This window comes from Klebsiella sp. JB_Kp031, from assembly GCF_040064295.1.
GTDB classification, from domain to species: Bacteria; Pseudomonadota; Gammaproteobacteria; order Enterobacterales; family Enterobacteriaceae; genus Klebsiella; species Klebsiella quasipneumoniae.
Genome location: NZ_JBEAJW010000025.1, coordinates 35,588 through 56,637, shown reverse-complemented (window position 1 = coordinate 56,637; position 21,050 = coordinate 35,588). Strand labels below are relative to the sequence as shown.

19 protein-coding genes are annotated in these 21,050 nt (G+C 58.6%); 5 read left to right on the top strand and 14 right to left on the bottom strand.

All coding sequences use genetic code 11. The features are described 5' to 3' along the window. Positions 1-306 precede the first annotated feature (306 nt). Positions 307-1,887, top strand: a complete 1,581-nt coding sequence (locus ABLV64_RS10430) for a lytic transglycosylase F (RefSeq protein ID WP_023319488.1) — start codon at positions 307-309, stop codon at positions 1,885-1,887. Between the two features lie 121 nt (positions 1,888-2,008). Here the strand turns inward: ABLV64_RS10430 and ssb1 are convergent, their stop codons facing one another. Further along, positions 2,009-2,533, bottom strand: a complete 525-nt coding sequence (ssb1, locus tag ABLV64_RS10425; protein WP_004151744.1) for a single-stranded DNA-binding protein SSB1 — start codon at positions 2,531-2,533, stop codon at positions 2,009-2,011. Between the two features lie 251 nt (positions 2,534-2,784). Between ssb1 and uvrA the strand changes: the two genes are divergently transcribed. Further along, a complete protein-coding gene (gene uvrA / locus ABLV64_RS10420; protein ID WP_004206306.1) occupies positions 2,785-5,610 on the top strand; it encodes an excinuclease ABC subunit UvrA in 2,826 nt (941 codons plus the stop codon). Here the strand turns inward: uvrA and ABLV64_RS10415 are convergent, their stop codons facing one another. The 6 genes from ABLV64_RS10415 to dnaB form a co-directional block, all read right to left on the bottom strand. Further along, the gene (locus ABLV64_RS10415) at positions 5,611-5,967 is read right to left on the bottom strand and encodes an MmcQ/YjbR family DNA-binding protein (RefSeq protein ID WP_004206305.1); all 357 of its coding nucleotides are present in this window, start codon (positions 5,965-5,967) and stop codon (positions 5,611-5,613) included. 3 nt (positions 5,968-5,970) lie between these two features. Beyond that, positions 5,971-6,387, bottom strand: coding sequence for a secondary thiamine-phosphate synthase enzyme YjbQ (locus tag ABLV64_RS10410; RefSeq protein ID WP_004206303.1), 417 nt, complete (start codon positions 6,385-6,387; stop codon positions 5,971-5,973). 131 nt (positions 6,388-6,518) lie between these two features. Further along, positions 6,519-7,232, bottom strand: a complete 714-nt coding sequence (gene aphA / locus ABLV64_RS10405) for an acid phosphatase AphA (protein WP_004206302.1) — start codon at positions 7,230-7,232, stop codon at positions 6,519-6,521. Positions 7,233-7,423: 191 nt separating this feature from the next. Then, on the bottom strand, positions 7,424-8,617 hold the full coding sequence (tyrB, locus tag ABLV64_RS10400; RefSeq protein ID WP_316937856.1) for an aromatic amino acid transaminase: 1,194 nt from the start codon (positions 8,615-8,617) through the stop codon (positions 7,424-7,426). 177 nt (positions 8,618-8,794) lie between these two features. Then, positions 8,795-9,874, bottom strand: a complete 1,080-nt coding sequence (gene alr, locus ABLV64_RS10395) for an alanine racemase (RefSeq protein ID WP_217325165.1) — start codon at positions 9,872-9,874, stop codon at positions 8,795-8,797. Positions 9,875-9,905: 31 nt separating this feature from the next. Continuing rightward, positions 9,906-11,321, bottom strand: coding sequence for a replicative DNA helicase (gene dnaB, locus ABLV64_RS10390; RefSeq protein ID WP_002884942.1), 1,416 nt, complete (start codon positions 11,319-11,321; stop codon positions 9,906-9,908). 169 nt (positions 11,322-11,490) lie between these two features. Here dnaB and ABLV64_RS10385 point away from each other — a divergent pair, with 169 nt between their 5' ends. After that, positions 11,491-12,474, top strand: coding sequence for a quinone oxidoreductase (locus ABLV64_RS10385; protein WP_004177848.1), 984 nt, complete (start codon positions 11,491-11,493; stop codon positions 12,472-12,474). 229 nt (positions 12,475-12,703) lie between these two features. Here ABLV64_RS10385 and pspG read toward each other — a convergent pair whose 3' ends face one another. The 3 genes from pspG to ABLV64_RS10370 all read right to left on the bottom strand — a co-directional run bounded on the left by pspG (position 12,704) and on the right by ABLV64_RS10370 (position 14,674). Next, positions 12,704-12,946: an envelope stress response protein PspG gene (gene pspG / locus ABLV64_RS10380; RefSeq protein ID WP_004206297.1), complete on the bottom strand. Its 243-nt coding sequence runs from the start codon at positions 12,944-12,946 to the stop codon at positions 12,704-12,706. A 140-nt stretch (positions 12,947-13,086) separates the two neighbouring features. Further along, a complete protein-coding gene (gene dusA, locus ABLV64_RS10375; protein ID WP_032431172.1) occupies positions 13,087-14,085 on the bottom strand; it encodes a tRNA dihydrouridine(20/20a) synthase DusA in 999 nt (332 codons plus the stop codon). Between the two features lie 100 nt (positions 14,086-14,185). Beyond that, entirely contained in the window at positions 14,186-14,674 is a 489-nt protein-coding gene (locus ABLV64_RS10370) for a cupin domain-containing protein (RefSeq protein ID WP_004206295.1), read from the bottom strand. Positions 14,675-14,922: 248 nt separating this feature from the next. Here ABLV64_RS10370 and zur point away from each other — a divergent pair, with 248 nt between their 5' ends. Continuing rightward, positions 14,923-15,438 carry a zinc uptake transcriptional repressor Zur gene (zur, locus tag ABLV64_RS10365; RefSeq protein ID WP_004206294.1) on the top strand — a complete coding sequence of 172 codons (516 nt, stop codon included), beginning with the start codon at positions 14,923-14,925 and terminating at the stop codon, positions 15,436-15,438. A 95-nt stretch (positions 15,439-15,533) separates the two neighbouring features. Here the strand turns inward: zur and ABLV64_RS10360 are convergent, their stop codons facing one another. The 4 genes from ABLV64_RS10360 to ABLV64_RS10345 form a co-directional block, all read right to left on the bottom strand. Beyond that, positions 15,534-15,743 (bottom strand): CsbD family protein, encoded by a 210-nt coding sequence (locus ABLV64_RS10360; RefSeq protein ID WP_004206293.1) that lies wholly within the window; start codon positions 15,741-15,743, stop codon positions 15,534-15,536. A 235-nt stretch (positions 15,744-15,978) separates the two neighbouring features. Next, positions 15,979-17,295: an MATE family efflux transporter DinF gene (dinF, locus tag ABLV64_RS10355; RefSeq protein ID WP_004206292.1), complete on the bottom strand. Its 1,317-nt coding sequence runs from the start codon at positions 17,293-17,295 to the stop codon at positions 15,979-15,981. Between the two features lie 69 nt (positions 17,296-17,364). Continuing rightward, a complete protein-coding gene (gene lexA, locus ABLV64_RS10350; protein ID WP_004206291.1) occupies positions 17,365-17,973 on the bottom strand; it encodes a transcriptional repressor LexA in 609 nt (202 codons plus the stop codon). Between the two features lie 122 nt (positions 17,974-18,095). Next, positions 18,096-18,464, bottom strand: a complete 369-nt coding sequence (locus ABLV64_RS10345) for a diacylglycerol kinase (RefSeq protein WP_004206290.1) — start codon at positions 18,462-18,464, stop codon at positions 18,096-18,098. Positions 18,465-18,593: 129 nt separating this feature from the next. Here ABLV64_RS10345 and plsB point away from each other — a divergent pair, with 129 nt between their 5' ends. Further along, on the top strand, positions 18,594-21,017 hold the full coding sequence (gene plsB, locus ABLV64_RS10340) for a glycerol-3-phosphate 1-O-acyltransferase PlsB (RefSeq protein ID WP_004206289.1): 2,424 nt from the start codon (positions 18,594-18,596) through the stop codon (positions 21,015-21,017). The last annotated feature ends 33 nt before the right edge of the window (positions 21,018-21,050 follow it).

The window sequence follows — 21,050 nt, the reverse complement described above, 5'->3', positions numbered from 1 at the left end:
TCAAGATGATAATAATCAATATCAGAGAAAAATAAAATAACATTTACCAATCAGCTGGTTACCAAAAAACAAACGGAAGAGAATAAAGTAAAAATAAAATCATCACTTTCTATTCATCATTAAAAAAACATATTTTTATCATATTATCTCCATAGTTAAATTAAAGACAAAAGCACATTAATAGTAAGTAATACTATTTGCGAAAGACTCTTTGTCGGTATCGTTACACCTTTTCCCCCATGTCATACCCAGCTAACGGCGGCCGTTCTGCTAAAATAAACACATCCCCCTGCGGAGTGCTCCTCCATGAACGCCAATTCGCTATCACGCCTGTTTATCGCCTGGCTTACCTGCCTCGCGACGCTGTTATTCGCCCCTTTTCTGCCGGCGGCGGAGGCGGAAATCGCGCCGCCGGTGGCAACCGAAGACAACACGCTGTCGATCCATATCGACGACATGCTGCAGCCGTGGAAAGGCGATCTGCCTGGCATGCTCGATCGGCGCACCATCCGGGTATTAACCACCTACAGCAAGACCTTCTTTTTTATTGATAAAGGCACCCAGCGCGGGGCAACGCACGACATCTTTATCGCGCTGGAAAACGATCTGAATAAACAGCTGGCGAAAGATAAAAAGCTAAAACAGCGCCACCTGAAGCTGCATATCGTTTTTGTGCCGGTCAGTCGGGATAATCTCTTTACCGCGCTTAATGAAGGTAAAGGGGATATCGCCGCCGCCAACCTGACTATCACGCCCTCGCGGGAAGCCCAGGTCGATTTCGCCCAACCGCTCTACAGCAACGTGAAAGAATTACTGATCTCCGGCCCGGCATCGCCGAAGGTCGACAGTCTGGAGCAGCTCTCCGGTCAAACGGTCTTTGTTCGCCGCTCCTCCAGCTATTACGAAAGTCTGCAAGCGCTGAACGCCCGATTTGCCAGCGAGTCACGACCGCCGGTTACCCTGGAAGCGGCGCCGGAAGCGCTGGAGGATGAAGATCTGCTGGAAATGCTCAACGCCGGGCTGGTGCCGTTGATCGTCGTCGATCAGCATAAAGCGGTTTTCTGGAAACAGGTATTTCCGAAAATCCAGGTCCATGACAACGTGGTGCTGCGCGACGGCGGCAACATTGCGTGGGCGGTACGCCAGGACAGCCCGCAGCTGCTGGCGCTGCTGAACAACTTCGTGAAAAAGAATCGTCAGGGCACCACGCTGGGTAATACCCTGCTGCTGCGTTACCTGAAAAATGCCCAATATGTTAAAAATGCCGCAGCGAGTAAGGAACGGCGCAAGTTCCTCGCCATGGTGGACGTCTTCCGTAAATATGGCGATCGCTATGATGTCGACTGGCTGCTGATGGCGGCCCAGGGATACCAGGAGTCGCGGCTGAACCAGTCGGTTCGAAGCCACGTTGGCGCCGTCGGGGTGATGCAGGTGATGCCCCGCACCGGAAAAGAGCTGAAGGTGGGCGATATTAAACAGCTGGATCCCAATATTCATGCTGGCGTGAAATATATGCGCTGGATGATAGATCGTTACTATGCTGATGAGCCCATGACCCGGCTGGATAAAGCGCTATTTGCCTTTGCCTCCTACAACGCCGGTCCGGCGCGTATCGCCCGCCTGCGCACCATGACCAAACAGCGCGGGTTTGATCCAAACGTCTGGTTCGGTAACGTCGAAAATCTGGCGGCAGAAAAAATCGGCGCGGAAACGGTGACCTACGTCAGCAATATCTATAAGTATTACATCGCCTATCGGCTGATCGTCGATGACATGGCCCGCAAACAGAAAGCGACGGCGGCGCCGCGGCAGGAGCCGGTGGCGCCGCCAGCCAAACCGCAGCCCAGCGTGGCGATGCCCGCGACCGCTCAGGTGCCCGCGGCCTGAAGCGCTTGCGGCCAGCGGTCAAAACCACTTCTGAGGCGGTGGTGAAATAATCATAAAAAAAGCCCCGGCGAAACCGGGGCTTTCTGTGTTAACTACGTGGATATTGCGTTTAAGGCAGGCCTTAGAACGGGATATCGTCGTCGAAGTCCATCGGCGGTTCGTTGGAAGGCGCTGCCGGAGCCTGCTGCTGCGGACGGGACTGCGCGCCGCCGCTGAACTGGTTGCCGCCCTGCGGCTGCTGAGGCTGACCCCAACCGCCCTGCTGCTGTCCGCCGCCTGCCGGTGCGCCGCCGCCCTGACGGCCGCCCAGCATCTGCATGGTGCCGCCAACGTTTACCACCACTTCAGTGGTGTATTTGTCCTGACCGGATTGATCGGTCCACTTGCGGGTACGCAGTTGGCCTTCAATGTACACCTGAGAGCCTTTACGCAGATACTCACCAGCGACTTCAGCCAGTTTGCCGAACAGCACAACGCGGTGCCATTCAGTCTGCTCTTTCATTTCGCCGGTCTGCTTGTCACGCCAGGATTCGGAAGTTGCCAGCGTGAAGTTGGCGACTGCGCCGCCACTTGGCATGTAGCGTACTTCCGGGTCCTGCCCCAGATTACCGACGAGAATCACCTTGTTTACGCCTCTGCTGGCCATGTTCGTGTCTCCTGAATACGTTTCTTAATAGTGTAAACGCGCGAGTGTACCATTTCCACGTAGCATTTTAATAGCTGCGAGGCTGATTCCAGAGATAGTACCCGGCTACGACATTGTTGCACACTCGACCTGAATTTGCATTCCGATACTGTATATTCATTCAGGTTAAATTGTGTCATAATTAGCCGTTTCTGCCGTTTGTCCTTCAAGCAAACCAGGCAATCCGTGTATCTACCTACCGGGAAAGGTGAATGGATAAGATCGAAGTTCGGGGCGCCCGCACCCATAATCTCAAAAACATCAACCTCGTTATCCCGCGCGACAAACTCATTGTCGTCACCGGGCTTTCCGGGTCTGGCAAATCTTCACTCGCTTTCGACACCCTGTATGCCGAAGGCCAGCGTCGCTACGTCGAATCGCTCTCCGCCTATGCGCGACAGTTCCTGTCGCTGATGGAGAAGCCGGACGTCGACCATATCGAAGGGCTGTCGCCGGCGATTTCCATCGAACAGAAATCAACCTCTCACAACCCCCGCTCGACGGTGGGTACGATTACCGAAATTCACGACTACCTGCGTCTGCTGTACGCCCGCGTCGGCGAGCCGCGCTGTCCGGACCACGACGTGCCGCTGGCGGCGCAGACCGTCAGCCAGATGGTCGATAATGTGCTCTCTCAGCCGGAAGGTCAGCGCCTGATGCTGCTCGCGCCCATCATTAAAGAGCGCAAAGGCGAGCACACCAAAACGCTGGAAAACCTCGCCAGCCAGGGCTATATCCGCGCACGGATCGACGGCGAAGTCTGCGATCTCTCGGATCCGCCGAAGCTGGAGCTGCAGAAGAAACACACCATCGAGGTGGTCATCGACCGCTTCAAGGTCCGCGACGATCTGGCGCAACGTCTGGCCGAGTCGTTTGAAACCGCGCTGGAGCTCTCCGGCGGTACCGCCATCGTGGCCAATATGGATGATGAGAAAGCGGAAGAGCTGCTGTTTTCCGCCAACTTCGCCTGCCCGATCTGCGGCTACAGCATGCGCGAGCTGGAGCCGCGCCTGTTCTCCTTCAACAACCCGGCGGGTGCCTGCCCGACCTGCGACGGTCTCGGCGTGCAGCAATATTTCGACCCCGATCGCGTGGTGCAAAATCCGGAGCTGTCGCTGGCGGGCGGCGCCATCCGCGGCTGGGATCGGCGTAACTTCTACTACTTCCAGATGCTGAAGTCGCTGGCGGAGCACTATAAGTTTGACGTTGAAGCGCCGTGGGGCACCCTCAGCGCCAGCGTGCAGAAAGTGGTCCTGTACGGTTCCGGTAAAGAGAATATTGAATTCAAATACATGAACGACCGCGGCGACACCTCGGTGCGCCGCCATCCGTTCGAAGGCGTGCTGCATAACATGGAGCGCCGCTACAAAGAGACGGAATCCAGCGCGGTGCGCGAAGAGCTGGCGAAGTTCATCAGCAATCGCCCGTGCGCCAGCTGCGACGGTACGCGTCTGCGCCGTGAGGCGCGCCACGTGTTTGTGGAAAACACCCCGCTGCCGACCATTTCCGATATGAGCATCGGCCACGCGATGGACTTCTTTAACAATCTGAAGCTCTCCGGCCAGCGGGCAAAAATCGCCGAAAAAGTGCTGAAAGAGATTGGCGATCGCCTGAAGTTCCTCGTCAACGTCGGCCTCAACTACCTGACGCTCTCCCGCTCGGCGGAAACGCTCTCCGGCGGCGAGGCCCAGCGTATCCGTCTGGCGAGCCAGATTGGCGCCGGACTGGTTGGCGTGATGTACGTCCTGGATGAGCCCTCCATCGGCCTGCACCAGCGCGATAACGAGCGCCTGCTCGGGACCCTGATCCACCTGCGTAATTTAGGCAACACGGTGATCGTGGTTGAGCATGACGAAGACGCCATTCGCGCCGCCGACCATGTGATCGATATCGGCCCCGGGGCCGGGGTCCACGGCGGCCAGGTGGTGGCGGAAGGGCCGCTGGAGGCCATTATGGCGGTACCGGAATCCCTGACCGGCCAGTTCATGAGCGGTAAGCGCAAAATTGAAGTGCCGAAGCAGCGCGTGCCCGCCGATCCGGAGAAAGTCCTCAAGCTAACCGGCGCGCGCGGCAACAACCTGAAAGACGTGACGCTGACCCTGCCGGTGGGCCTGTTTACCTGCATCACCGGCGTCTCCGGCTCGGGTAAATCCACGCTGATCAACGACACCCTGTTCCCCATTGCCCAGCGTCAGCTTAACGGCGCGACCATCGCCGAACCGGCGCCGTATCGCGATATTCAGGGGCTGGAGCACTTCGATAAAGTCATCGATATCGACCAGAGCCCGATCGGCCGCACGCCGCGCTCCAACCCCGCGACCTATACCGGGGTGTTTACGCCGGTGCGCGAGCTGTTCGCCGGGGTGCCGGAATCACGTTCCCGCGGCTATACGCCGGGCCGTTTCAGTTTTAACGTCCGCGGCGGTCGCTGCGAAGCCTGCCAGGGCGACGGGGTGATCAAGGTCGAAATGCACTTCCTGCCGGATATCTACGTACCGTGCGACCAGTGCAAAGGTAAGCGCTATAACCGCGAAACGCTGGAGATTAAGTACAAAGGCAAAACCATCCACGAAGTGCTGGATATGACTATCGAAGAAGCGCGCGAGTTCTTTGATGCCGTACCGGCGCTGGCGCGTAAACTGCAAACCCTGATGGACGTGGGTCTGACCTATATCCGTCTCGGCCAGTCGGCGACGACCCTGTCCGGCGGCGAGGCGCAGCGCGTCAAGCTGGCGCGCGAGCTGTCCAAGCGCGGTACCGGCCAGACGCTGTATATCCTCGATGAGCCGACCACCGGTCTGCACTTCGCCGATATCCAGCAGCTGCTGGAAGTGCTGCACCAGCTGCGCGATCAGGGCAATACCATCGTGGTGATTGAGCACAATCTCGACGTGATAAAAACGGCCGACTGGATTGTCGATCTCGGCCCGGAAGGCGGCAGCGGCGGCGGCGAAATTCTGGTTTCCGGTACCCCGGAAACCGTCGCCGAGTGCGAAGCCTCGCACACCGCGCGCTTCCTGAAGCCGATGCTAAAATAATTAGCGAGAAAGCTGCTGCCGGACCGGCTCCGGCAGCATTTTCACCGCCTGCTGATAAGACGCATCGACCAGGTAGTAGATTTGCGAATCCGGCAGCGAGCCATCCAGAAAGACGGTGCTCCAGTGCGCTTTATTGAGATGCTGGCTGGGCCGGACGTCGCGATGCTGCTGCCGTAGCAGCTCCGCCAGCTCCGGGCTCGCCTTCAGCGCAACCGCCGGCCGCTGGTCTTCGACCTCCTTCACCATGGCAAACAGCACGTCCGAGACCTTAATCTGCGTGGCTTTCCAGTCGCTGTGGACGCTCTGCTCTGCTCCCGGCTTCGCCATGCAGTACTGCAATAACTCCGAAATTGTCATCTTTTATTCCCCCATGAGCGTCGCAACGATGTGCCGCGAACCGCCGTGTATCCGATGCTCCCCCAGCCAGATGCCCTGCCAGGTCCCCAGCCTGACGCGTCCGTCCTCGACCGGCAGCATCAGCGACACGCCAAGCATCGATGATTTGATGTGCGACGGCATATCGTCAGGGCCTTCATAATCATGTTCGTACGGCGCATTGTCCGGCACGGCGTTAAGAAAATACTGCTCCATGTCATACCGGACGGTGGGATCGCAGTTTTCGTTGAGCGTCAGGGAAGCGGAAGTATGCTGGAGCAGGAGGTGTAGCAGGCCGACCTTCACCCCGGACAGCCCGCGGATCTGGCCGAGGATTTCGTCGGTGACCAGATGAAAACCACGGGATTTAGGCCCAAGCGTCAGGGTTTGCTGATACCACATCATCGACTCCTTTTTGCGAATGAATCCCTCTAAGTGTGCAGCAATACGTGAAAAGGTAAAACCTTCCACCCCGGATTTTGCATAAAAAAACGGCAGCGTCACCGCTGCCGTTTATCGCGTTCTGGCGCCTGTCAGTATTCGGAATTGACGATCACTTCTTCGCCCAGCGCGCCGGCCATCGGCAGCGGCTTATAGGAGGAGTTGGCGGCACGCAGCACGCGGATCCCGCGGGCGCCCGCCTCGCGGGCGGCGGTAATATCGTTATCCGAGTCGCCATAGAAAACCTTTATCTGCTTCGTCTGCAGCCACTGGGTCTTGGTATTCTGACCCGGCTTATCGCCAGCGAAAATCACTGGGTTCATATTGGCGGCGGGGATAAGAAAATCATCCTGCAGGGTTTTAGAAACGGTTTCTGTTTTGGTCTGGCTGCGGCCGGTGACGAACCAGATGCTGTCGCCACGCTTCACATGCATGGCAATCAGCTGGCGCGCCACCTCTTTTGGCATGCTGAATTCGTCCCAGCCGTTGTTCATTTTTTCCCAGAACTGCGGGTTTTTCAGGTAATCCTCACTGCCGGGAGAGAAGGTTTTTTGCCCGCGCCAGAAACCAGGACTGGAGAAGAGAACGGTGTCATCGATATCAAAGCCGACGGCCATCGGCGGACGCCCCAGCAGGCTGTTCTCAATTTGCGCCACCGAAACCCAGTGGATCGGCGCCTGCTCGGCCAACTGGGCCACGTTGGTGCCGACCCACAGCGGCTGTGGCGTGGAGGCGCGCGCTACTACGGCGCTGTTCAGCGTGAACAGGAGAGAAGCCGCCGCAAGGGCGAGAGTAAGTTTGCGCATATTTATCCCTAAATCTATCAATCATTATTGTTTTCAATAATGTGCATGCTTAGTAACGCCCCGACCTTACCCGCAGGCGACAGGGATGAAAAGCCTTTTTCGCGTAGATGTCATAGAAAATGAGGATGATCACAATCAGAGGGGGTTGCCCCTGCCCGTTGACCGGCAGAGACAACCTGCTGGAGAGCGGCTTACATTACCGCGGCAAAGGCTTTCGCGACCTGCTGAACATTACGTGAGTTTAACCCCGCCACGCACATGCGTCCGCTGGCAATCAGGTAGACGCCAAACTCGTCGCGCAGGCGATCCACCTGCGCCGCGCTGAAGCCGGTGTAGCTGAACATCCCGCGCTGCTTGAGCAGGTAATCCACATCGCTGCCCGGGGCAACCTGCTGCAGCGCGTCGACCAGTGCCTGACGCATAGTCAGGATATGCGCGCGCATGGCGTCCACTTCCGCCTGCCAGGTGGATTTCAGCCCGGCATCGTTCAGCACCGTCGCCACCACCTGCGCGCCAAAGCTCGGCGGGCTGGAGTAGTTGCGGCGCACGGTGGCCTTCAGTTGGCCAAGCACGCGGCCTGCGGTTTCACTGTCTTCACAGACCACCGACAGGCCGCCGACGCGCTCCCCGTACAGGGAGAAAATTTTGGAGAACGAGTTGCTGACCAGCATCGGCATCCCGGCGCTGGCGATGGCGCGAATGGCGTAGGCATCCTCTTCCAGCCCTGCGCCAAAGCCCTGGTAGGCGATGTCGAGGAACGGGATCAGCTGACGCACTTTCAGGATCTCCACCACACGATCCCACTGTTCCGGCGTCAGGTCGGCGCCGGTCGGGTTGTGGCAGCAGGGGTGCAGCAGCACAATGTCGCGCGCCGGCAGCGTTTGCAGCGTCGCCAGCAGCGCTTCAAAGCGCACGCCGTTGGTGGCTTTATCAAACCAGGGGTAAGTACTTACTTCGAAGCCAGCCCCTTCAAATATGGCAATGTGGTTTTCCCAGGTCGGGTCGCTGACCCAGACATGAGACTCAGGAAAGTAGCGTTTGAGGAAGTCGGCCCCGACCTTCAGCGCACCCGAACCGCCGACCGTCTGAATGGAGGCGATGCGGTTTTGCTTAAGCGCGCTATGCTCCGCGCCAAACAGCAGCGGCGCAATTGCCTGGCGGTAGCCGCTCAGCCCTTCCATCGGCAGATACAGCGAGGCGCCGTGCGGCTCGGCGTTCAGGCGCGCTTCCGCTTCCGCCACCGCCTGCAGCTGCGGGATAATGCCGTCATCGTTGTAATACAGCCCGATACTCAGGTTGACTTTGTCGCTTCGCGGGTCTTCTTTGAAGCGTTCCATCAGAGAAAGAATAGGGTCGCCGGCGTAGGCGTCAACTTTTTGAAACACGCGATGTATCTCCAGGTTTACATGGGGCAGGTTCTTACACAATAAACCGGATATGACGGCAGGTCGAGAGGATGTTGAGGGGAAAGTGACCGCGCAGCGGTATAAACCGCTTTTTTGTCCGCGGCTATACCGATAGCGTACCGGATAAGCGTCTGAGCTATCCGGTACGAACAAGGCTTAGTCGAGGTATTTCATGGCGACGCGGGAGGTCAGTCGCGTAATAAGTTCGTAAGCACTCACTTTCGTTATCTCGGCGATGCGCTCTACCGGGAGTCCCTCTCCCCACAGCACCACCGCGTCGCCGGCTTTATCCTGGGCCTGCGGGCCGAGGTCAACGCAGATCATATCCATCGCCACCCGGCCGACAATCGGCACTTCGCGGCCATTAACCAGCACCGGGGTGCCCGACGGCGCAGCGCGCGGATAACCGTCGCCATAGCCCATCGCGACCACGCCGAGACGCGTGTCGCGTTCGCTGACCCAGGTGCCGCCGTAGCCGACGGGCTCCCCTGCTTTATGTTCGCGCACGGCAATCAGGCTGGACGTCAGGATCATCACCGGCTGACAGCCAAAATCTTTCCCGGTGGAGCGATCGTCCAGCGGCGACACGCCATACAGGATAATGCCCGGACGCACCCAGTCATAATGCGACTGCGGCCACAGCAGGATACCGCCCGAGGCGGCAATAGAGCGCAATCCCGGCTTGCCTTCGGTAAAGGTGGTGAAGATATCCAGCTGGCGTTCGGTGGCGCCGCAGGTCGGCTCATCGGCGCGGGCGAAGTGGCTCACCACGTTAACCGGCTGGCGGACGTTTTTGCACTGGCTCAGACGCTGATAAAACGCCTCGGCTTCCTCCGGACGCACCCCTAAGCGATGCATGCCGGTATCCAGCTTCATCCACACGGTCACCGGCTCGGGGAGATCGGCTTGCTCCAGGGCCGCCAGCTGTTCGGGGCTATGCACCGCGGTATGCAGACGCTGAGCGGCGATCACCGCCAGGTCTTCCGCCGCAAAAAAGCCTTCCAGCAGGAGGATCGGCTGGGCGATCCCCCCCGCTCGCAGGCGCAGCGCCTCTTCCAGGCGGGCGACGCCAAAAGCGTCGGCGTCGGTCAGCGTTCGCGCGGTCTCAAGAAGACCGTGTCCGTAGGCGTTCGCTTTCACCACCGCAACCAGTTTGCTGGCAGGCGCCAGTTCACGCAGACGTTGCAGGTTGTGTCGCAGAGCGCGGCGGTTGATAACTACAGTTGCCGCTTGCATTTGAATTCCTTAATAAAAGAAGGAGGAAGGGTTACTCATCATCATACTGAGGACCGGCATAATTATCGAAACGCGACCACTGACCGTTGAAGGTCAGTCGCACGGTGCCGATCGGGCCGTTACGTTGTTTACCAATGATAATTTCCGCGATGCCCTTAAGATCGCTGTTCTCGTGATAGACCTCATCACGGTAAATGAACATGATTAAGTCGGCATCCTGTTCGATAGAGCCGGACTCACGCAGGTCGGAGTTGACCGGACGTTTATCGGCACGTTGTTCCAGTGAGCGGTTCAGCTGCGACAGCGCCACCACCGGCACCTGTAGCTCTTTGGCCAGCGCCTTCAGCGAGCGGGAGATTTCGGCGATCTCCAGGGTACGGTTGTCAGAGAGCGACGGCACGCGCATCAGCTGCAGGTAGTCGATCATAATCAGCCCGATGCCGCCATGCTCGCGGGCGATACGCCGCGCGCGGGAACGCACTTCCGTCGGCGTCAGGCCGGAGGAGTCATCGATATAGATGTTACGTTTTTCCAGCAGAATGCCCATGGTGCCGGAGATCCGCGCCCAGTCTTCATCGTCCAGCTGACCGGTACGAATGCGGGTCTGATCGACGCGCGACAGCGAGGCCAGAGAACGCATCATGATCTGCTCGGAGGGCATCTCGAGACTGAAGATGAGTACCGGTTTGTCCTGCAGCATCGCTGCGTTTTCCACGAGGTTCATCGCGAAGGTCGTTTTACCCATCGACGGACGGGCGGCGACGATAATCAGATCCGACGGCTGCAGGCCGGCGGTCTTTTTGTTGAGGTCGTCGTAGCCGGTGTTGACCCCGGTAACGCCGTCATGCGGCTGCTGGAACAGCTGTTCGATACGGGCGACGGTGGCGTCGAGGACATCGGCGATGTTTTTCGGCCCTTCGTCTTTATTGGCCCGGCTTTCAGCGATTTTAAAGACGCGGGACTCGGCGAGATCGAGCAGATCTTCGCTGGTTCGCCCCTGCGGGTCGAAGCCGGCCTCGGCGATCTCATTGGCCACCGAGATCATCTCGCGCACGACCGCGCGTTCGCGCACGATGTCGGCATAGGCGCTGATGTTCGCCGCGCTGGGGGTATTTTTGGACAGTTCCGCCAGATAGGCAAAGCCGCCCACGCTGTCCAGCTGTCCCTGACGCTCCAGCGACTCCGCAAGGGTGATCAGGTCAATCGGGCTGCCCGACTCCTGCAGGCGCGCCATCTCGGTAAAGATATGACGATGCGGACGGGTATAAAAGTCGTCGGCAACGACGCGTTCGGCGACGTCGTCCCAGCGCTCGTTATCCAGCATTAAACCGCCCAACACCGACTGCTCCGCTTCAATCGAGTGCGGCGGGACTTTCAGCCCGGCGAGCTGCGGATCGCGTTCGCGGGTTTCTGTCTGTGGTTTGTTGAAGGGTTTATTTCCTGCCATAGCCTAACATTTCACCGATACGGAAAAGAGCGTGACAGTATAGCGAGAAAGCCATTGCCGCTAAAGAACCCATTAAGCGTGGCTGGCCTGAGGCGGGTAAGAAAATCCGTCGCTGCCGCCGCAGGCTGTTAAGCTTACTGGATAATCTCAGAACAACACAGGAGCGAACATGGCAACACGCATCGAATTTTCAAAACACGGGGGGCCGGAGGTGCTTCAGGCGGTTGAGTTTACCCCTCGCGATCCTGCGGAGCATGAAATTCAGGTCGAAAACAAAGCTATCGGCATCAATTATATCGACACCTATGTTCGCAGCGGCCTCTATCCGCCGCCGTCGCTGCCGAGCGGTCTGGGCACCGAGGCGGCCGGCATCGTCAGTAAAGTCGGTCATGGGGTGACGCACATTAAGGCAGGCGATCGGGTGGTGTACGCCCAGTCGGCGCTCGGCGCCTACAGCACGGTGCACAATGTGCTGGCCGATAAAGCGGCGGTCCTGCCGGACGCCATCTCTTTCGAACAGGCCGCCGCGTCGTTCCTCAAAGGATTAACGGTCTGGTATCTGTTGCGTAAAACTTACGAAATTAAGCCTGATGAGATGTTCCTGTTTCATGCCGCCGCCGGCGGCGTGGGGCTGATTGCCTGTCAGTGGGCGAAAGCGCTGGGGGCGAAACTTATCGGCACCGTCGGCAGCGCGCAGAAGGCGCAGCGCGCCAAAGCGGCGGGCGCCTGGCAGGTGATTAACTATCGCGAAGAACCTATCGCGGAGCGGCTCAAAGCGCTCACCGACGGTAAGAAAGTCGCCGTAGTCTATGACTCGGTAGGGAAAGATACCTGGGAAGCCTCTCTGGACTGTCTGCAGCGCCGCGGCCTGATGGTCAGCTTTGGCAACTCCTCCGGCCCGGTGACCGGCGTTAATCTGGGGATCCTGAATCAGAAAGGTTCTCTGTACGTCACCCGCCCATCGCTGCAGGGCTATATCACCAACCGGGAAGAGCTGGCTGAAGCCTGCAGTGAGCTGTTTTCGCTGATCGCCAGTGGAGTAATCAAAGTGGACGTGCCGGAGAGTCAGACCTATCCGCTGACCGAAGCGCGACGGGCGCATGAAGTTCTGGAGAGCCGGGTGACACAGGGGTCGAGTCTGCTGCTGCCGTAAGCGGTCAAAAGGACAAAAGGACAAAAGGACAAAAGGACAAAAGGACAAAAGGACAAAAGGACAAAAGTTTAGGGCTTCCACCTGGGAAGCCCTTACTTTTTTTTAGTTCGGCTGTATGTAGGGTACAGCGCGATGAATTCGTTAACGCGCTAATAGTGACAGATTTGCGTAGCGATGCCTACGCGGTTCTGTGCAAAATTGTTCAGGTTGTGACACACCCCTCAATACCTTAGTAACGCCAACGGTTATTGTCGCGAAAAGCGTTTCCGTCCGGGGTTTTCAGCGCCCGAATAACCCACACCACCACCACCGCCAACAGCAGCCACGGCAGCAATTTGATCATTAAAGCAAACAAACCGCCGACGAACATCAGCGCCGTAGCCACCACGATGGCGGCGATAATCCCCAACAGCGATACGCCGGTGACCAGCAGCATGACAAAAAATCCGATGACAAATAACAGTTCCAGCATGGCTCTCTCCCCACAGTCATTAATACGTCACTCTGCAGGTATTACAAAAAACATGCCAACAATAACAAACTGAATTTAAAAGAAAACGCCCCGCAATAGTGTGCGAGGCGTGGTCAATTTCACCAGGTTTTGGTGAGAAACTAACGCTTATCGGCCACCAGCTTCAGGGCCTGCTCCAGCACCGCAATGTCGGCGCCGGCTTTATGCGCATTTTCGCTCAGGTAGCGACGCCACTGGCGGGCGCCTGGGATACCCTGAAACAGTCCCAGCATATGACGGGTGATATGGCCCAGATAGGTGCCCTTGCTGAGCTCGCGCTCAATATACGGGTACATGGCCCGCACGACGGCCACCGGATCGGCATCCGCGCCGGCGACGCCGAAAATCTCCCGGTCGACCGAGGCCAGAATACCCGGATTCTGATAGGCCTCACGCCCGACCATCACCCCATCCATATGCTCAAGCTGCACTCTGGCTTCATCCAGCGATTTGATACCGCCGTTAATCGCCATCGTCAGGTGGGGGAAGTCACGCTTCAGCTGCCAGACGCGGGGGTAATCCAGCGGCGGGATCTCGCGGTTCTCTTTCGGGCTCAGACCGGAGAGCCAGGCTTTGCGGGCGTGAATAATAAACATCTCACATTCGCCCTTGCCGGAGACCGTCTCAATGAAATCACAGAGGAATTCATAGCTATCCTGGTCGTCGATGCCGATACGGGTCTTCACCGTGACCGGGATCGACACCACATCGCGCATCGCTTTGATACAGTCGGCCACCAGCGGCGCGTTACCCATCAGGCAGGCGCCAAACATCCCGTTCTGCACGCGATCGGAGGGGCAGCCGACGTTGAGATTGATCTCGTCATAGCCGCGCGCCTCGGCCAGCTTCGCGCACTGCGCCAGGGCCTGCGGGTCGCTGCCGCCGAGCTGCAGTGCGACCGGGTGCTCTTCTTCGCTATACGCCAGGTAGTCGCCTTTGCCATGAATAATCGCCCCGGTGGTCACCATTTCGGTATACAGCAGCGTATGCCGCGACAGCAGCCGCAGGAAGTAGCGGCAATGTCGGTCAGTCCAGTCGAGCATCGGCGCGATGGAGAAGCGATGAGCAGGGAAAACAGGTGACGTTGATTCAGGCATCATGGCGAATAAATAAGCATCCGGGTAAAAAGGGGCGCTACTATAGCATAAAGATAAACCACAGGCGCGTAGTGCGCCGCGCTTCGCCCCTTCCCGGTGTCGATTACTTTATCCGCGGTTTGCCGTCATGTGGGCCAAAGAACTGCGGCGGATGGTCAACCCAGCGATCCTGGCGCGTCGCGGCATAGCCAGGATTGAGCGGGTAGTAAATTCGGTTGTACTTTTTGTTGGCCTCACCCACCACCAACAGACGAACCTCCTGCTCGGTGTTATTGAGAAAAGTGTGGCAGATGCCGGTACCAGCGGGAAAACCCACGCTGTCCCCCGGCTCCAGTTTCCAGAGATAGCCGTTTATCCATACTTCCGGATAGCCCTCCAGCACATAGATGAACTCTTCCTCATCGCTCTCCGCGTGCGGGTAAGAGGTGCGCCGCCCGGGCGGCAGTCTCTCGTGGTGGATCCCCAGCCGATTGAGGCGTAAACCGCGCCCCAGCGGCGCGCCAATGGAAAAACGCTCCGGGCTGTCGGGATAAGTGGCATCGTCGGGCCCTTCCAGTTCGCGCCAGTGGCGAATGCAATCAGGTCGTTTCATCGTTTTCTCCCGAAAATGAGACACTTCAGATATAGCATACCTGGGTCAGGCGTGTTGCGATTAAATCGGGCATGACGGTTTTAGCGGCCGGCTAAGGCGCAGCCTCCACGAGCGTCAGCGGCCAGCACCCGGAACTGGCGCAGGCACCGACAACCTGAAGTATGACCCGCATCACCCGTCGGGTCTCGGCGTTTTCCGCGGAACGTGATAAAGTAACAGATTCAATTTCACGCAACCTGAGGATGCTCATGGATAAGACCCCTTCGCAAGAGATGTTAGCGCATGCTGAAAAGCTGTGTGCGCAACGCGGCGTACGCCTGACCCCACAGCGTCTGGAAGTGTTGCGCCTGATGAGCCTGCAGCAAGGGGCAATCAGCGCCTACGACCTGCTGGATCTGCTGCGCGAGAAAGAGCCGCAGGCGAAGCCGCCGACGGTCTACCGCGCGCTGGAGTTCTTACTCGAGCAGGGTTTTGTCCACAAGGTGGAATCGACCAACAGCTATGTGCTGTGTCATCTCTTTGACCAGCCGACCCACAGCTCGGCCATGTTTATCTGCGACCGCTGCGGCGTGGTGAAGGAAGAGGCGGCTGAAGGGGTGGAAGATATCATGCATACGCTGGCGGCCAGAATGGGCTTCGCCCTGCGCCACAACGTGATTGAAGCCCACGGCCTCTGCGCGAGCTGCGTGGAAGTAGAAGCCTGCAGCACGCCGGGACACTGCCACCACGATCATACTATTCAGCTCAAAAAGAAAGCCCGCTGAGCGGCAGCCGCAGCGGGAAAAAGGGTTAACGGCGCGTCCCTGCGCCATTCAGACAGGCACTAACACAAATGCTTCTTTCTTCGGATCAAGGAACGCTACCAGCGATAGTCGTTCTTATGCTCCCAGTCTGAGACTTCTTTCTCAGCCTGATCTTTCGCATAGCCGTAACGCTCCTGAATTTTGCCGACCAGCTGGTCGCGCTTCCCTTCGATTACGGTCATATCATCATCGGTAAGTTTGCCCCACTGTTCCTTGGCTTTACCTTTCAACTGTTTCCAGTTACCGCCGATTTCGTCTTTATTCATGATAACGTCCTCATCATTCGGTGGGTTTACAGCCCGTTTTGTGCCGGACATGGTATTAACTATAGATGAGAATGCTGGCGCCGATTCGTTATTCGGAATTTTTAACCACCATACCGATGGATAAGGCTGAGGAGATTTCCCCGGCTTGCGCTACGCTGAGCCGGGCTACTGAGTTGCCCCGGTAAGCGGTGCGCAACCGCGGGAATTCATGGATAGCCGTTATGAACGGCAATAACTAGCTAAACCAGGTGCCGCGTCGCCAGTGGCGGCGCCAGATCAGCGCCAGCGACAGGCCGCGCAGGGCGAGAAACACGGCCAGCGCCAGCCACAGGCCGTGATTGCCGAGCACCGGGACCGTAAGCAGCGTCACGGCGAAGCCGGCCGCGGCGACCGCCATGCTGTTCCGCATCTCCGCGCCGCGCGTCGCGCCGATAAACATGCCGTCCAGCAGATAGCACCAGACCCCGACCACCGGCAGGATCGTCTGCCAGATCAGATAGCGATCGGCCAGCTGCTGCAGGGAAGGCAGCGAGGTTAACAGCGCGATGATGTGCCCCCCCGCCAGGCTGTAAACCAGGGCAAACGCCAGCGCCACCATACCGGACTGCCGGCAGGCCGCCCGCCACACCTCCAGCAGCTGGCTGCCGTCGCGCGCGCCGTAGGCCTGGCCGGAGTGGGCCTCCACGGCATAGGCAAAGCCATCCAGCGCGTAGGCGGTAAAAGTCAGCATGGTCATCAGTACGGCGTTGACCGCCACGATATCGCTGCCCAGCCGGGCGCCGAAGACGGTCAGCGCGCCAAAGCACAGCTGCAGCAGGAGGGAGCGCAGCATGATGTCGCGATTCAACGCCAGCAGACGGCGCATGTCTCCGCGCCAGGCGTTTTTCAGCATCGCCAGCGACACGCCGCGCAGCGTCAGCACCCGCTTCGCCATCATCAGGCCGATAATCAGGGTCGCGTACTCCGCGGTGACCGTGGCCAGCGCCGCCCCCTGGACGTTCATCCGCAGGCCCATCACCAGCCACAGGTCGAGCACAATATTCAACAGATTACCGACCACCAGCAAAATCACCGGCGCCCGGGCGTACTGGACCCCCAGCAGCCAGCCGAGCAGCACCAGGTTGGCCAGCGAGGCGGGCGCGCTGAGCCAGCGGATTTCGAGAAACCGTCTCGCCTGCTCGAGAACCGCCTCGCTGCCGCCGACGATATGCAGGGCGAGGTTAATCAGTGGCAGGCGAAACAGGATAATCACCACCCCGGCGCCCAGCGCCAGGACCAGCGGCTGCACCAGCGCCCGCGCCAGTCGCAGCGGATCTTTGGCCCCCCAGGCCTGAGCGGTCAGCCCGGTGGTGCTCATGCGCAGAAACAGCAGCAGCATAAACAGGAAACTGGTGGCCGTTGCTCCGACCGCGACGCCGCCGAGGTATACCGGGCTGTCAAGGTGGCCGATCACTGCGGTATCCACCAGCCCCAGCAGCGGGACGGTGATATTGGAGAAAATCATGGGGAGTGCAAGGCGCCACAGCGCTTTATCGGCAGCGTTGAGCAGCATGTTCGGAGACCTGATAGAGGACAAACGTCGCAGCGTCATGCATCAGATGACGCTGCGCAGGGGCAGGCGTTACAGCCATTCTCCATTACGGATCACGCCAACGGCCAGACCCTCAATGGTAAAACTCTGCTGACGCAGATCGACAACGATAGGGGTAAACTCGCTGTTTTCCGGCAGCAGTTCGACGACGTTGCCCTGCTTTTTCAGGCGCTTGACCGTCACTTCATCGTCAATGCGCGCTACCACCACCTGGCCATTGCGCACATCCTGGGTTTTGTGGACCGCCAGCAGATCGCCATCCAGAATACCGATGTCTTTCATCGACATCCCGCTGACGCGCAGCAGAAAATCGGCGTTGGGCTTGAACATCGACGGGTCGACCTGATAGTGGCCTTCAATATGCTGCTGCGCCAGCAGCGGCTCACCGGCGGCGACGCGGCCGATCAGCGGCAGGCCGTGCTCTTCTTCCGTCAGCAGGCGGATACCGCGCGAGGCGCCGGAGACGATCTCGATTGCGCCTTTACGCGCCAGCGCTTTCAGGTGTTCTTCCGCCGCGTTTGGGGAACGGAACCCCAAGCGCTGAGCAATCTCCGCACGCGTCGGCGGCATGCCCGTCTGGCTGATATGATCCCGAATGAGATCAAACACCTCTTGCTGCCTGGTCGTTAACGCTTTCATTCCGCCCCCTGGGTGTATATACAGTTATGCTGTGAGTATATACAGCTAACGGTGATTTTGGAACCACATGGCACACAAAAATCGGCAGATTGTTTATATTTTGCGAGGGTTAGCGAAGAACGTTAGTGATAATGGCTCCACAGCAGCGTTCCCCAGGTGATCAGCGCGATGATAATCGCCAGCAGGACAGCCGCCGACCCCATGTCTTTGGCGCGCCCTGAAAGCTCATGATAATCCGAGCCAATACGGTCCACGACCGCCTCAATCGCGCTGTTGAGAATTTCGACTATCATCACTAGCAGGACCGAGCCAATCAGCAATACGCGGGTGATGGCGTCGACGTCCAGCCAGCAGGCTATTGCGACGGCCACAATGGCGGCGACGCCTTCCTGACGAAACGCGGCCTCGTTGATCCACGCCGCGCGAAATCCTTTCCAGGAGTAACCTGCCGCCTTAATGATTCGGGTTAACCCGGTGGTATTATTGGCCATCACAAAACCTTTTTTATGTAAATGACGTCGATGAGTGTACGCGTTTGCCGCGCGGTAACGGAAATTTTGCCCGCTTTCTGTTATTCTTGCCGCGCATTTGCATGATTAACCAGAGGCTTCACATCGTTTATGTCCGGCTGGCAACGAATTTACTATAAATTACTGAATTTACCATTACGGGTGCTGGTAAAAAGCAAGTCTATTCCGGCAGAGCCTGCTCAGGAATTAGGACTCGATACCTCGCGTCCGGTCATGTACGTCCTGCCCTATAACTCCAAGGCGGACCTGCTGACGCTGCGCGCCCAATGCCTGGCGCATGATTTACCTGACCCGCTAGAACCGCTGGAAATCGACGGCGCCCTGCTGCCGCGCTACGTATTCATCCACGGCGGGCCGCGCGTATTCACCTATTACACGCCAAAAGAAGAGTCCATCAAGCTGTTCCACGACTACCTCGATCTGCACCGCAACCATCCGGATCTCGATGTGCAAATGGTGCCGGTGTCGGTGATGTTCGGCCGCTCGCCGGGTCGTGAGAAAGGGGAAGTCAATCCGCCGCTGCGGATGCTTAACGGCATTCAGAAATTTTTCGCCGTCTCCTGGCTCGGCCGCGACAGCTTCGTGCGCTTCTCGCCTTCCGTATCGCTGCGTCGCATGGCCGATGAGCACGGTACTGATAAGATCATCGCCCAGAAACTGGCTCGCGTCGCGCGGATGCATTTTGCCCGCCAGCGCCTGGCCGCCGTCGGCCCGCGTCTGCCGGCCCGCCAGGATCTGTTTAACAAGCTGCTGGCGTCGAAGGCCATTGCCCGTGCGGTGGAAGACGAAGCACGCAGCAAGAAAATTTCCCACGAGAAGGCCCAGCAGAACGCGATTGCACTGATGGAAGAGATTGCCGCGAACTTCTCTTACGAGATGATCCGCCTGACCGACCGCATTCTCGGCTTCACCTGGAACCGCCTGTATCAGGGCATCAACGTGCATAACGCCGAGCGCGTACGCCAGCTGGCGCACGACGGCCATGAGATTGTCTATGTCCCCTGCCACCGCAGCCACATGGACTATCTGCTGCTCTCTTACGTCCTGTATCACCAGGGGCTGGTGCCACCGCACATCGCGGCGGGTATCAACCTTAACTTCTGGCCGGCCGGGCCAATCTTCCGCCGCCTCGGCGCGTTCTTTATTCGCCGCACCTTTAAGGGCAACAAGCTCTACTCCACGGTGTTCCGCGAGTACCTTGGCGAACTGTTCAGCCGCGGCTATTCCGTGGAGTATTTCGTCGAAGGCGGCCGCTCCCGTACCGGCCGTCTGCTCGATCCGAAGACCGGTACGCTGTCGATGACCATCCAGGCGATGCTGCGCGGCGGCACCCGGCCGATCACTCTGGTGCCGATCTATATCGGCTACGAGCACGTGATGGAGGTGGGGACCTATGCCAAAGAGCTGCGCGGCGCCACCAAAGAGAAAGAGAGTCTGCCGCAGATGCTGCGCGGCTTAAGCAAGCTGCGCAACCTTGGCCAGGGCTACGTTAACTTCGGCGAACCGCTGCCGCTGATGACCTACCTGAACCACCATGTGCCAGAGTGGCGGGAAGCAATTGACCCAATCGAAGCGGTCCGCCCCTCCTGGCTTACGCCGACGGTGAATAACATCGCCGCTGACCTGATGGTGCGCATCAATAACGCCGGCGCGGCCAACGCCATGAACCTGTGCTGTACGGCGCTACTGGCCTCCCGCCAGCGTTCGCTGACCCGTGAGCAGCTCACCCAGCAGTTAGAGTGCTACCTCGCGCTGCTGCGCAATGTGCCCTATTCTCCGGATGCGACCGCCCCATCCGCTTCGGCCAGCGAGCTTATCGACCATGCGCTGCAGATGAACAAGTTCGAAGTGGAGAAGGACACCATTGGCGACATCATCATTCTGCCGCGCGAGCAGGCGGTGCTGATGACCTACTATCGCAACAACATCGCCCATATGCTGGTGATGCCGTCGCTGTTAGCCGCCCTGGTGACTCAGCATCGTCATCTCAGCCGCGCCGAAGTGCTGCGCCATGTGGAAACGCTCTACCCGTTCCTCAAAGCCGAGCTGTTCCTGCGCTGGGAGAAAGCGGAGCTGGCCGGAGTAATGGATGCGCTGATTGCCGAGATGCTGCGTCAGGAGCTGATCGTCATCGATGGCGATGTGATGAGCCTTAACCCGTCGCACTCTCGCTCCCTGCAGCTGTTGGCCGCAGGCGCTCGCGAGACGCTGCAGCGTTACGCCATCACCTTCTGGCTGCTGAGCGCTAACCCGTCGATCAACCGCAGCTCGCTGGAGAAAGAGAGCCGTACCGTGGCGCAGCGCCTGTCGGTGCTGCATGGCATCAACGCGCCGGAGTTCTTCGACAAAGCAGTGTTCAGTACCCTGGTGTTGACCCTGCGCGATGAAGGCTATATCAGCGATACGGGCGATGCCGAGCCGGAAGAGACCCTGAAGGTCTACCGGATGCTGGCGGATTTGATTACGTCGGATGTACGTCTGACGATCGAAAGCGTCACGCAGGACGACGCGTAACGCGGCGTTTGCCGTCCTCACCGCCCCCCGGAA